Origin of the sequence: Rubellimicrobium rubrum (genome assembly GCF_006152115.1) — a bacterium.
GTDB lineage: Bacteria > Pseudomonadota > Alphaproteobacteria > Rhodobacterales > Rhodobacteraceae > Rubellimicrobium > Rubellimicrobium rubrum.
Genome location: NZ_VDFU01000035.1, coordinates 1 through 13,535, shown reverse-complemented (window position 1 = coordinate 13,535; position 13,535 = coordinate 1). Strand labels below are relative to the sequence as shown.

7 protein-coding genes are annotated in these 13,535 nt (G+C 63.8%); all 7 read left to right on the top strand.

Going from position 1 to position 13,535, the window contains the following annotated elements:
* The first annotated feature begins 223 nt into the window (after positions 1-223).
* The gene (gene rplJ / locus FHG66_RS18685; protein ID WP_139078571.1) at positions 224-736 is read left to right on the top strand and encodes a 50S ribosomal protein L10; all 513 of its coding nucleotides are present in this window, start codon (positions 224-226) and stop codon (positions 734-736) included.
* Between the two features lie 69 nt (positions 737-805).
* Positions 806-1,180 carry a 50S ribosomal protein L7/L12 gene (gene rplL / locus FHG66_RS18680; protein ID WP_139078570.1) on the top strand — a complete coding sequence of 125 codons (375 nt, stop codon included), beginning with the start codon at positions 806-808 and terminating at the stop codon, positions 1,178-1,180.
* A gap of 242 nt (positions 1,181-1,422) precedes the next feature.
* Positions 1,423-5,562, top strand: a complete 4,140-nt coding sequence (gene rpoB, locus FHG66_RS18675; RefSeq protein ID WP_139078569.1) for a DNA-directed RNA polymerase subunit beta — start codon at positions 1,423-1,425, stop codon at positions 5,560-5,562.
* Between the two features lie 81 nt (positions 5,563-5,643).
* Positions 5,644-9,888 carry a DNA-directed RNA polymerase subunit beta' gene (gene rpoC / locus FHG66_RS18670; RefSeq protein WP_139078568.1) on the top strand — a complete coding sequence of 1,415 codons (4,245 nt, stop codon included), beginning with the start codon at positions 5,644-5,646 and terminating at the stop codon, positions 9,886-9,888.
* Between the two features lie 505 nt (positions 9,889-10,393).
* On the top strand, positions 10,394-10,765 hold the full coding sequence (rpsL, locus tag FHG66_RS18665) for a 30S ribosomal protein S12 (protein ID WP_139078567.1): 372 nt from the start codon (positions 10,394-10,396) through the stop codon (positions 10,763-10,765).
* Between the two features lie 11 nt (positions 10,766-10,776).
* The gene (rpsG, locus tag FHG66_RS18660; protein WP_139078566.1) at positions 10,777-11,247 is read left to right on the top strand and encodes a 30S ribosomal protein S7; all 471 of its coding nucleotides are present in this window, start codon (positions 10,777-10,779) and stop codon (positions 11,245-11,247) included.
* 9 nt (positions 11,248-11,256) lie between these two features.
* Positions 11,257-13,374 (top strand): elongation factor G, encoded by a 2,118-nt coding sequence (gene fusA / locus FHG66_RS18655; RefSeq protein ID WP_139078565.1) that lies wholly within the window; start codon positions 11,257-11,259, stop codon positions 13,372-13,374.
* Positions 13,375-13,535: the final 161 nt, after the last annotated feature.

The window sequence follows — 13,535 nt, the reverse complement described above, 5'->3', positions numbered from 1 at the left end:
TGGCGGGGCCTGACAAGGCCCCGTCCTGTCCGAGACGGAGGGTAGGGGGAAGCCCTGCAAATCCTTCCTGAGACGGGACGCGAGACCAGGATTTCCGTTTGGAGGCTGTTGGCCTCGGGGCGGGCGATCTGCGGCTCGGATTCCGTAACAAGGACCCGAACGCGGCCTCTTCTCCGAGAGGTCGCATCATGAGCCGGGGGAAACCCCAACTTGGAGTGAAACTGTGGATAGAGCCAAGAAAGAGAAAGTGGTCGAGGAACTCGGCCAGATCTTCGAAAGCTCTGGCGTCGTGGTGGTTGCCCACTACGAAGGCATGACGGTTGCACAGATGCAGGACCTCCGCGCGCGCATGCGCGACGCGGGTGGCTCCGTTCGCGTGGCCAAGAACAAGCTCGCCAAGATCGCCCTTGAGGGAAAGCCCGCTGCTAGCATGGCTTCTCTTCTCACGGGCATGACCGTGTTCTCCTATTCCGAAGACCCCGTGGCTGCGGCCAAGGTGGTCGACGCCTACGCCAAGACGAACGACAAGTTCATCGTCCTGGGTGGGGCCATGGGGAACGCGGCGCTTGACCCGGCTGGGGTCAAGGCTGTCGCATCGCTGCCGTCCCGCGAGGAGCTTATCGCTTCCATCGTGGCCTGCATCGGTGCGCCCGCCGCGCAACTGGCCGGGGCGATCGGTGCGCCTGCCGCGAACATCGCAGGCATTCTCTCCACGATTGAAGAGAAAGCCGCCTGAGCAGCGACGTGATGCCGCGGGGGTCTTATGCCCCTTGCGTTGGAACCCTAATCTAAACGGAAAGCACAAATGGCTGATCTGAACCAACTGGCCGAACAAATCGTTGGCCTTACCCTGCTGCAAGCCCAAGAGCTGAAGCAGATCCTCAAGGACCAGTACGGCATCGAGCCGGCCGCCGGTGGCGCCGTCATGATGGCCGCCGGTCCCGCCGCGGCCGCCCCGGCCGAGGAAGAGAAGACCGAGTTCGACGTCGTCCTCAAGGACGCCGGCGCTCAGAAGATCAACGTGATCAAGGAAGTCCGCGCGATCACGGGCCTTGGCCTCAAGGAAGCCAAGGACCTCGTGGAAGCCGGTGGCAAGGTCAAGGAAGGCGTGTCCAAGGCCGATGCCGAGACCATGAAGAAGAAGCTCGAAGAGGCTGGTGCCAAGGTCGAGCTGGCCTAATGGACTTGCGCAGCCGCGCATTTCACTAAGTCAAACCGGGCTGGGGCTGCCGCACGGCGGCTCCAGCCTGACCCGTCTTAATGGCCGGTTCTGCGGAACCGGCTCTTTGGATCGGTCGAACGGGTCGAGAGGTCGCCCTTGGGAAGGCGGCTTCGGATGGACCTCCGACAATCCGCTCTCACAGGGGAGGGCGCCGCGGCCCCGGCGGAGCCCCCCTCGCAGAGACATAGGTGATGACGCTCATGCCCCAGTCCGTCCGCGGCCAGAAGCGCCTCCGCAAGTACTACGGCAAGATCCGTGAAGTGCTGGAGATGCCGAACCTCATCGAGGTTCAGAAATCCTCCTACGACCTGTTCCTGAAGTCCGGCGACGGCGAAAAGCCGAATGACGGCGAAGGCATCCAGGGCGTGTTCCAGTCCGTCTTTCCCATCGAGGACTTCAACGGCACTGCCCGTCTCGAGTTCGTGAAATATGAGCTTGAGAAGCCCAAGTACGACGTGGACGAATGCCAGGCGCGTGACATGACCTATGCCGCGCCGCTGAAGGTGACGCTGCGGCTGATCGTGTACGAAGTGGACGAGATCACCGGCGCCAAGACCGTCAAGAACTTCAAGGACCAGGAAGTCTTCATGGGGGACATGCCCCTCATGACGCCGAACGGCACGTTCATCGTGAACGGCACCGAGCGGGTCATCGTGTCCCAGATGCACCGGTCCCCCGGCGTGTTCTTCGACCATGACAAAGGCAAGACCCACTCGTCGGGCAAGCTGCTGTTCGCTTGCCGGATCATCCCGTATCGCGGCTCCTGGCTTGACTTCGAATTCGACGCCAAGGACCTCGTGTATTCGCGCATCGACCGCCGCCGGAAGCTGCCGGTGACGACGCTTCTCTATGCCTTGGGCATGGACCAGGAAGCGATCATGTCGGCCTACTACAAGCCCGTGGAGTTCCGGCTCGAGCCCAAGACGCACCAGTGGGTCACCAAGTTCTTCCCCGAACGCGCCCGCGGCACCCGCCCCACCCATGACCTGATCGACGCCGCCACAGGTGAGGTCATCGCCAAGGCTGGCGACAAGGTCACGCCGCGCATGGTCAAGAAGCTGCAGGACGAGGGCAAGGTCACCGAGCTTCTGGTGCCCTTCAAGTCGATCCAGGGCCGCTACGTCGCCTACGACATCATCAACGAGGAAACCGGCGCCATCTATGTCGAGGCGGGCGATGAGCTCACCCTCGAGGTGGACCGCGACGGAGAGGTCATCGGCGGTACCGTCAAGGCCCTGCTCGATGCCGGCTTCACGAGCATCGCCGTGCTCGACATCGACAACATCAACGTCGGCCCATACATCCGGAACACGATGGCTGCGGACAAGAACATGGGCCGCGACACCGCGCTCATGGACATCTACCGCGTCATGCGCCCGGGCGAGCCGCCGACCGTCGAGGCCGCATCAGCGCTGTTCGACACGCTGTTCTTCGACAAGGAGCGGTACGACCTGTCCGCCGTCGGCCGCGTGAAGATGAACATGCGTCTGGACCTCCAGAAGCCTGACACACAGCGCACGCTCGATCGCGACGACATCATCGCTTGTATCAAGGCATTGGTGGAACTGCGCGACGGCAAGGGCGAGATCGACGATATCGACCACCTCGGTAACCGCCGGGTACGCTCGGTCGGCGAGCTGATGGAAAACCAGTATCGCGTCGGCCTGCTCCGCATGGAGCGCGCCATCAAGGAGCGGATGTCGTCGGTCGATATCGACACGGAGATGCCGCAGAACCTGATCAACGCGAAGCCCGCCGCGGCCGCAGTGCGGGAGTTCTTCGGCTCCTCGCAGCTGTCGCAGTTCATGGACCAGACCAACCCGCTGTCCGAGGTCACGCACAAGCGTCGTCTCTCGGCCCTTGGGCCGGGCGGCCTGACGCGCGAGCGTGCGGGCTTCGAGGTTCGCGACGTGCACCCGACCCACTATGGCCGAATGTGCCCGATCGAGACACCGGAAGGTCCGAACATCGGCCTGATCAACTCGCTGGCCACCTACGCCCGCGTGAACAAGTACGGCTTCATCGAGACCCCGTACCGCAAGGTGACCGACGGCAAGGTCACGGACGACGTGCAGTACATGTCGGCGACCGAGGAAATGCGCCACGTCGTGGCGCAGGCCAACGCCAACCTCACCGAGGAAGGCGGCTTTGCGAACGAGCTCGTCAACACTCGGCAGGCCGGTGACTACACCCTCGCCCCGCGCGAGCAGGTGGACCTCATCGACGTGTCGCCCAAGCAGCTCGTCTCTGTCGCGGCCTCGCTGATCCCGTTCCTTGAAAACGACGACGCGAACCGTGCGCTCATGGGCTCGAACATGCAGCGTCAGGCCGTGCCGCTCCTCCAGGCCGAGGCTCCGCTTGTCGGGACCGGCATCGAGGAAGTCGTGGCGCGTGACTCCGGGGCGGCCATCATGGCCCGTCGCGGCGGCATCATCGACCAAGTTGACGCGACCCGTATCGTGGTCCGCGCGACCGAGGATCTCGAGCTCGGCGATGCCGGGGTCGACATCTACCGGATGCGCAAGTTCCAGCGCTCGAACCAGAACACCTGCATCAACCAGCGTCCGCTGGTGAAGGTGGGCGACCGGGTCGCGCGTGGCGAGGTCATCGCGGACGGTCCCTCGACCGATCTGGGCGAACTGGCCCTCGGCAAGAACGTGGTCGTCGCGTTCATGCCCTGGAACGGCTACAACTACGAGGACTCCATCCTCATCTCCGAACGGATCGTGCAGGATGACGTGTTCACGTCCATCCACATCGAGGAGTTCGAGGTCGCGGCCCGCGACACCAAGCTCGGGCCCGAGGAGATCACGCGGGACATACCGAACGTCGGCGAGGAAGCGCTCCGCAACCTCGACGAGGCCGGGATCGTCTACATCGGTGCCGAAGTCGGCCCGGGTGACATCCTCGTGGGCAAGATCACCCCGAAGGGCGAAAGCCCGATGACACCAGAGGAGAAGCTCCTTCGCGCCATCTTCGGTGAAAAGGCGTCCGACGTTCGCGACACCTCGCTCCGGCTGCCCCCGGGCGACTTCGGTACGGTCGTCGAGGTGCGGGTGTTCAACCGCCACGGCGTCGACAAGGACGAGCGTGCGCTGCAGATCGAGCGCGAGGAAGTCGAGCGTCTGGCCCGTGACCGGGACGACGAGCTCGCCATCCTCGACCGCAACATCTATGCGCGTCTCCGTGGCGTCCTTTTCGGCAAGACCGCCGTGAAGGGACCGCGCGGCTTCAAGTCCAACTCGGTGGTCACCGAGGAGTCGCTGTCCGACATCGGTCGCGGCGCCTGGTGGCAGTTCGCGCTGGCCGACGAGGCCGACGCCAAGATCGTCGAGGCCCTGAACGAGCAGTACGAGGTGCAGAAGCGCACACTCGACGCCCGCTTCGAGGACAAGGTCGAGAAGGTCCGTCGCGGCGACGACCTGCCCCCCGGCGTGATGAAGATGGTCAAGGTCTTCGTGGCCGTGAAGCGCAAGCTGCAGCCCGGCGACAAGATGGCCGGTCGTCACGGCAACAAGGGCGTCATCTCCCGCGTGGTGCCGATCGAGGACATGCCGTTCCTGGCGGACGGCACGCCTGTGGACTTCTGCCTCAACCCGCTCGGCGTGCCGTCGCGGATGAACGTCGGGCAGATCCTCGAGACGCACATGGGCTGGGCCTCGCGCGGTCTGGGCATCCAGATCGACGAAGCGCTGAGCGAGTACCGCCGGTCCGGCGACCTCACCCCCGTTCGCGAGGCCATGCGCATCGCCTATGGCGAGGAAGCCTACGAGGAGGCCATGGCCTCCATGGACGAGGACACCGTGGTCAACGCAGCCGAGACGGTGGTGACCGGCGTGCCGATCGCGACCCCCGTCTTCGACGGCGCCAAGGAGCACGACGTCAACGACGCGCTGACCCGCGCGGGCTTCGACACCTCGGGCCAGTCGGTCCTGTTCGACGGCCGCACCGGTGAGCAGTTCTCGCGTCCCGTCACCGTGGGCGTGAAGTACCTGCTCAAGCTGCACCACTTGGTGGACGACAAGATCCACGCGCGTTCGACCGGTCCGTACTCCCTCGTCACCCAGCAACCGCTGGGCGGCAAGGCGCAGTTCGGCGGCCAGCGCTTCGGCGAGATGGAGGTCTGGGCCCTCGAAGCCTACGGCGCCGCCTACACGCTGCAGGAGATGCTGACCGTGAAGTCGGACGACGTGGCGGGCCGGACCAAGGTCTACGAGTCGATCGTCAAGGGCGAGGACAACTTCGAGGCCGGCGTGCCGGAATCGTTCAACGTTCTCGTCAAGGAAGTCAGGGGCCTCGGCCTCAACATGGAACTCTTGGACGCGGAGACGGAGGAGTGACCTCTCCTCACGGCTTCGGGACGGCCCCTTGCGGGGGGCCGTCCTTGTCCCCACTTCCATCGGCCCCCGGAAGGGAATGAGATGAACCAGGAACTGACGAACAACCCGTTCAACCCCCTGACCCCTGCCAAGACCTTCGACGAGATCCGCGTTTCGCTGGCGTCGCCCGAGCGCATCCTGTCCTGGTCCTTTGGCGAGATCAAAAAGCCGGAAACCATCAACTACCGTACGTTCAAGCCGGAGCGTGACGGCCTGTTCTGCGCGCGCATTTTCGGGCCGATCAAGGACTACGAGTGCCTGTGCGGCAAGTACAAGCGCATGAAGTATCGCGGAGTCGTCTGCGAGAAGTGCGGCGTGGAAGTGACGCTACAGAAGGTACGCCGCGAGCGGATGGGCCATATCGAGCTCGCCGCCCCGGTCGCGCATATCTGGTTCCTGAAGTCGCTCCCCTCGCGGATCGGCCTCATGCTCGACATGACGCTCCGTGACCTGGAGCGGATCCTTTACTTCGAGCAGTACGTCGTCATCGAGCCGGGCCTGACCGACCTTCAGCAGAACCAACTGTTGACCGAGGAGCAGTTCCTCGATGCGCAGGACCAGTACGGGGCCGACGCCTTCCAGGCGAACATTGGCGCGGAAGCCATCCGCGAGATGCTGGCCGCCATCGACCTCGACGGAGAGGCCGAGCGTCTTCGCGAGGAGCTGAAGGAAGCCACTGGGGAACTGAAGCCCAAGAAGATCATCAAGCGGCTCAAGATCGTCGAGTCGTTCATCGAGTCGGGCAACCGGCCCGAGTGGATGATCATGACCGTCGTCCCGGTGATCCCGCCCGAGCTGCGCCCCCTGGTGCCGCTTGACGGTGGTCGTTTCGCGACGTCCGACCTCAACGACCTCTACCGCCGGGTCATCAACCGGAACAACCGCCTCAAGCGGCTGATCGAGTTGCGGGCGCCCGACATCATCGTCCGCAACGAGAAGCGGATGCTTCAGGAGTCGGTGGACGCGCTCTTCGACAACGGCCGTCGTGGCCGCGTCATCACCGGCGCCAACAAGCGTCCGCTGAAATCGCTGTCCGATATGCTTAAGGGCAAGCAGGGCCGGTTCCGTCAGAACCTGCTCGGCAAGCGCGTGGACTTCTCGGGCCGTTCGGTCATCGTGACCGGTCCGGAACTGAAGCTGCACCAGTGCGGCCTGCCCAAGAAGATGGCTCTCGAGCTGTTCAAGCCGTTCATCTACTCGCGTCTTGAAGCCAAGGGGCTTTCCAGCACCGTCAAGCAGGCCAAGAAGCTTGTAGAGAAGGAGCGTCCCGAGGTTTGGGACATCCTCGATGAGGTCATCCGCGAACACCCGGTTCTGCTGAACCGTGCGCCCACGCTGCACCGGCTCGGCATCCAGGCCTTCGAGCCCATCCTGATCGAAGGCAAGGCGATCCAGCTGCACCCGCTCGTCTGCTCGGCGTTCAACGCCGACTTCGACGGCGACCAGATGGCCGTTCACGTCCCCCTCTCGCTGGAAGCCCAGCTCGAGGCCCGCGTCTTGATGATGTCCACGAACAACGTGCTGTCGCCCGCCAACGGCAGCCCGATCATCGTGCCGTCGCAGGACATGGTGCTTGGTCTTTACTACACCACGATCGAGCGCGAGGGCATGCCGGGCGAAGGCATGGTCTTCACCGACATCGACGAGGTCGAGCAGGCGCTGACCGCCGGGGTCGTGCATCTGCACGCCAAGATCACGGCGCGGATCAAGCAGATCGACGACGAAGGCAACGAGGTCTGGCAACGCGTTGAGACCACGCCGGGTCGCCTGCGGCTGGGGAACCTCCTGCCGCTGAACGCCAAGGCGCCGTTCAGCTTGGTCAACCGCCTTCTGCGCAAGAAGGAAGTCCAGCAGGTCATCGACACCGTTTACCGCTACTGCGGCCAGAAGGAGTCGGTCATTTTCTGCGACCAGATCATGGGCGCGGGCTTCAAGGAGGCCTTCCGGGCTGGCATCTCCTTCGGCAAGGACGACATGGTCGTGCCCCAGGCGAAGTGGGAGCTCGTCGAGGAGACCCGCGAGCAGGTCAAGGACTTCGAACAGCAGTACATGGACGGCCTGATCACTCAGGGCGAAAAGTACAACAAGGTCGTGGACGCCTGGTCGAAGTGCAACGACAAGGTCACCGCCGCGATGATGGAGACCATCTCCGCGGTCAAGAAAGACGCGAATGGCGCCGCCATGGAGCCGAACTCGGTCTACATGATGGCCCATTCCGGTGCGCGTGGCTCGGTCACGCAGATGAAGCAACTGGGTGGGATGCGCGGCCTGATGTCCAAGCCTTCGGGCGAGATCATCGAGACGCCGATCATCTCGAACTTCAAGGAAGGCCTGACCGTGCTGGAGTACTTCAACTCCACACACGGCGCCCGCAAGGGCCTGTCGGACACCGCGCTCAAGACCGCGAACTCCGGGTATCTCACCCGGCGTCTCGTGGACGTGGCCCAGGACTGCATCATCCGCATCCAGGATTGCGGCACCGATCGCGCGATCACCGCGACGGCCGCCGTCAATGATGGAGAGGTCGTGTCCTCGCTCGCCGAGCGGGTGCTCGGCCGCGTGGCTGCTGATGACGTTCTGCGTCCCGGCTCCGACGAGATCCTGGTGGCTGCGGGCGAGCTCATCGACGAGCGTCGCGCCGACATCATCGAGACCTCGGGCGTCAGCCGGATGCGCATCCGCTCGCCGCTGACCTGCGAAAGCGACGATGGTGTCTGCGCGGCCTGCTATGGCCGTGACCTGGCGCGGGGCACGATGGTGAACATCGGCGAAGCCGTCGGGATCATCGCGGCCCAGTCCATCGGGGAGCCGGGGACCCAGCTCACCATGCGGACGTTCCACATCGGAGGCGTGGCGCAGGGCGGGCAGCAGTCCTTCCTCGAGGCGAGCCAGACCGGAACCATCCAGTTCCGCAACGCCAACGTCCTCATCAATGCCTCGGGCGACCAGATCGTCATGGGCCGGAACATGGTCGTGGCGATCGTCGACGACCAAGGCGAGGAGAGGGCCCAGCACAAGGTGGGCTACGGCACCAAGGTCTTCGTGAAGGACGGCCAGCGCGTTGAACGTGGCGCCAAGCTGTTCGAATGGGACCCCTACACCTTGCCGATCATTGCGGAAAAGGGCGGCGTGGCGCGCTACGTCGATCTCGTGAGCGGCATCTCGGTCCGGGAGGACACGGACGAGGCGACGGGCATGACCCAGCGCATCGTGTCCGACTGGCGCTCCGTGCCCAAGGGCGGCGATCTCAAGCCCGAGATCATCGTCGTCGATGCGGACGGCCAGCCAGTGCGGAACGATGCGGGCAACCCCGTGTCCTATCCGATGTCGGTGGACGCTGTGCTCTCGGTCGAGGATGGTCAGGAGATCCAGGCCGGCGACGTCATCGCGCGGATCCCGCGCGAAGGCGCCCGGACCAAGGACATTACCGGGGGCCTTCCCCGGGTCGCGGAACTCTTCGAGGCGCGTCGTCCCAAGGACCACGCGATCATCGCGGAAATCAGCGGCTATGTCCGGTTCGGCAAGGATTACAAGAACAAGCGCCGCGTCGCGATCGAGCCTCTCGACGAGAAGCAGGAAAAGCGGGAATACATGATCCCGAAAGGGAAGCACATTCCCGTGCAGGAAGGCGATCTCATCCAGAAGGGTGAGTACGTGATGGACGGCAACCCCGCCCCGCACGACATTCTCGCCATCCTCGGCGTCGAGGCGCTGGCGGACTACATGATCAACGAGGTGCAGGAGGTCTATCGCCTCCAGGGTGTGCGCATCAACGACAAGCACATCGAGGTCATCGTCCGTCAGATGCTGCAGAAGTGGGAGATCTCGGACTCCGGGGACACCGTGCTGCTCAAGGGCGAGACGGTGGACAAGGCCGAGTTCGACGAGGCCAACGACAAGGCCATCGCACGTGGCGGGCGGGCAGCGCAGGGGGGGCCGATCCTGCTCGGCATCACCAAGGCGTCCCTTCAGACGCGTTCCTTCATCTCGGCGGCGTCCTTCCAGGAAACGACGAGGGTCCTCACCGAGGCTTCGGTGCAGGGCAAAGTGGACAAGCTCGTCGGTCTCAAGGAGAACGTCATCGTCGGCCGACTGATCCCAGCCGGTACGGGTGGAGCGACCTCGCGCATCCGCAAGATCGCTACCGACCGCGACCAGACCGTGATCGAGCAGCGCCGCGAGGAGGCCACTGCGGCTGTTGCGCTGGCCGCGCCGCAGCAAACCGACCTCTCGGACGGCGACGCTTTCGAGACGCTCATGGTGGACACGCCGGAAAGCCGGGACTGAACGCGCGGCTCGTTATGATTAGGGGAGGGGGCCCTCGGAAACGGGGGCCCTTTGTCAAAGCCGAGAGCTCACGGCCCCAGGTGCCGCGTGCAAGCCGCTCGCTGATGGTTTGGGACGACACATGTCGAAGAAGTGAAGAACAGCGCACCGGCTTCCATCGATCGTCTGTCAGCCCTAAGCAACCGACGGATTGGGTGAGGGCGGGACTTTGAGCAGGACCGCGCTCCCGACGCTACCGTGGATGGTGTTGACACCCACGTTCGATTCCCATATCTCCCCGGCACCTCGACGACGGGCGAACTACGCCCTTGGTCCGGGTGCCAAAATATGTAGTGGTCACGATCCGGGCCGGCAAAGCCCCGATCCTCTGAAACCCCACCGCCCCGTTCTGCAGGTTGCGTGAACTGGGCGGGCTTTTTGTGCTTCACGCGTGCCGTGGGGCTTCATCGACGGCGGAGCCCTTCGGGCCCGCGGCACAGAACGGTAGGAAACGGGAAAGAGCCCTATGCCGACGATTCAGCAGCTGATCCGGAAACCCCGGCAGCGCCCTGTAGAACGATCCAAATCGCAGCACCTTGAAGGCTGCCCCCAGAAACGCGGTGTCTGCACCCGCGTATACACGACGACTCCGAAGAAGCCGAACTCGGCCATGCGGAAGGTCGCCAAGGTGCGCCTGACCAACCAGTTCGAAGTCATCTCCTACATCCCGGGAGAAAGCCACAACCTTCAGGAGCACTCTGTCGTGCTCATCCGCGGGGGCCGGATCAAGGACCTTCCGGGCGTGCGCTACCATATCGTGCGCGGCGTGCTCGACACGCAAGGCGTCAAGAACCGCAAGCAGCGCCGGTCGAAGTACGGCGCCAAGCGTCCGAAGTGAGGATCTAAGAGATGTCCCGTCGTCACGCCGCCGAGAAGCGCGAAATCCTGCCCGACGCCAAGTACGGCGACCGGGTTGTCTCAAAATTTATGAACAACCTGATGGTCGACGGCAAGAAGTCGATTGCCGAGACCATCGTCTACAATGCTTTCGAGCGCGTCCAGGGCCGCATCCGTCGCGAACCCGTGGAAGTGTTCCATGAAGCTTTGGACAACATCAAGCCCGCCGTCGAGGTCCGCTCGCGCCGCGTCGGTGGCGCGACCTACCAGGTCCCCGTCGAAGTGCGCCCCGAGCGCCGCGAGGCTCTGGCCATCCGCTGGCTGATCGATGCGTCCAAGAAGCGCAACGAGAACACCATGGAAGAGCGCCTAGCCGGCGAGCTTCTGGACGCGATGAACAACCGCGGCACCGCGGTGAAAAAGCGCGAGGACACCCACAAGATGGCCGACGCCAACAAGGCGTTCAGCCACTACCGCTGGTAAGGGGCCACCATGGCACGCGAATATCCTCTGCGCCTGTACCGCAACTTCGGTATCATGGCGCATATCGACGCCGGCAAGACCACTACCACCGAGCGCATCCTCTACTACACCGGCAAGTCCCACAAGATCGGCGAAGTCCATGACGGCGCCGCGACGATGGACTGGATGGAGCAGGAGCAGGAGCGGGGGATCACGATCACCTCGGCCGCAACGACCACATTCTGGGAGCGCACCGAGAACCCCGGTGAGCATATCGGCGACAAGCACCGCTTCAACATCATCGACACGCCCGGCCACGTCGACTTCACCATCGAAGTCGAACGTTCGCTCGCCGTGCTCGACGGTGCGGTGTGCCTGCTCGACGCCAACGCCGGCGTGGAGCCCCAGACCGAGACCGTCTGGCGTCAGGCTGACCGTTACGAAGTTCCTCGGATCGTGTTCGTCAACAAGATGGACAAGATCGGCGCGGACTTCTTCAACTGCGTCCGCATGATCAAGGACCGCACGGGCGCGACCCCGTGCCCCGTCGCGCTTCCGATCGGCGCCGAGGACAAGCTCGAAGGCATCATCGACCTGATCACGATGGAAGAGTGGACCTGGAAGGGCGAGGACCTCGGTGCGTCTTGGACCCGCCAGCCCATTCGCCCCGAGCTTCAGGAGCTTGCCGCCGACTGGCGCAGCAAGATGGTGGAGCTCGCTGTTGAGATGGACGACGAGGCCATGGAGGCCTACCTCGAAGGTGAGGAGCCTACGGCCGAAAAGCTGCGCCAGCTGATCCGCAAGGGTTGCCTGGCCATGAAGTTCGTCCCCGTCACGGCGGGCTCGGCCTTCAAGAACAAGGGCGTCCAGCCCATGCTCAACTGCGTCATCGACTTCCTGCCCTCGCCGCTCGATGTGCCCGCCTACATGGGCTTCCGTCCGGGCGACGAGACCGAAACGCGGGACATCCCCCGTTCGGCCGATGACGAGCAGCCCTTCTCGGCGCTGGCTTTCAAGATCATGAACGACCCCTTCGTGGGATCGCTTACGTTTACGCGCATCTATTCCGGCGTCCTCAAGAAGGGCGACGGCATGCTCAACTCCACCAAGGGGAAGAAAGAGCGCGTGGGCCGGATGATGATGATGCACGCCATCAACCGGGAAGAGATCGAAGAAGCCTATGCTGGCGACATCATCGCTCTCGCGGGCCTGAAGGACACGACGACCGGCGACACGCTCTGCTCCGAAAAGGCGCCGGTCGTGCTGGAAACCATGACCTTCCCGCAGCCGGTTATCGAGATCGCCGTCGAGCCCAAGACCAAGGCCGACCAGGAGAAGATGGGCATTGCCCTCGCTCGCTTGGCTGCCGAGGATCCGTCCTTCCGCGTCGAGACCGACTTCGAGTCCGGTCAAACGATCATGAAGGGCATGGGCGAGCTTCACCTCGACATCCTCGTCGACCGCATGCGCCGTGAGTTCAAGGTCGAGGCGAACATCGGCGCGCCTCAGGTGGCCTATCGCGAAACCATCGGTCACGCGGTCGAGCATACCTACACTCACAAGAAGCAGACTGGCGGTTCTGGCCAGTTCGCCGAAGTGAAGCTGCACATCCAGCCAACCGAGCCGGGCGAGGGCTACTCCTTTGAGTCCAAGATCGTCGGCGGCACAGTGCCCAAGGAGTACATCCCGGGCGTCGAGAAGGGCATAAAATCGGTGATGGACTCGGGTCCGCTGGCCGGCTTTCCCGTGATCGACTTCAAGGTGTCGCTCACCGACGGCAAGTACCACGACGTCGACTCCTCGGTTCTGGCCTTTGAGATCGCGTCGCGTATGTGCATGCGAGAGGGTCTCAAGAAGGCCGGCGCCAAGCTCCTTGAGCCGATCATGAAGGTCGAGGTTGTGACTCCCGAGGACTACACGGGTGGGGTGATCGGCGACCTGACCTCGCGCCGGGGCATGGTGCAGGGGCAGGACTCACGCGGCAACGCGAATGTCATCAACGCGTTCGTCCCGCTGGCCAACATGTTCGGCTACATCAACACGCTGCGTTCCATGACATCGGGTCGGGCGCAGTTCACGATGCAGTTCGATCATTACGAGCCCGTGCCCGAGAACATCTCGCAAGAGATCCAGAAGAAGTACGCCTGACGGCGCGGTGGGGCGCTGCCTGCGGCGCCCTTCCGATCTTAGACACCGGTCTCAGGGCCGCTGGAATTCTGACGAACAGGAGAAGCCACTATGGCGAAGGCGAAGTTCGAGCGGAACAAACCGCACGTGAACATTGGGACCATTGGTCACGTGGACCATGG

Bases quoted from the DNA above. Each gene is read 5' to 3' on its own strand.
- rplL (WP_139078570.1), top strand. From the start codon at position 806: ATGGCTGATCTGAACCAACTGGCCGAACAAATCGTTGGCCTTACCCTG.
- rpsL (WP_139078567.1), top strand. From the start codon at position 10,394: ATGCCGACGATTCAGCAGCTGATCCGGAAACCCCGGCAGCGCCCTGTA.
- fusA (WP_139078565.1), top strand. From the start codon at position 11,257: ATGGCACGCGAATATCCTCTGCGCCTGTACCGCAACTTCGGTATCATG.
- rpoC (WP_139078568.1), top strand. From the start codon at position 5,644: ATGAACCAGGAACTGACGAACAACCCGTTCAACCCCCTGACCCCTGCC.
- rpsG (WP_139078566.1), top strand. From the start codon at position 10,777: ATGTCCCGTCGTCACGCCGCCGAGAAGCGCGAAATCCTGCCCGACGCC.
- rpoB (WP_139078569.1), top strand. From the start codon at position 1,423: ATGCCCCAGTCCGTCCGCGGCCAGAAGCGCCTCCGCAAGTACTACGGC.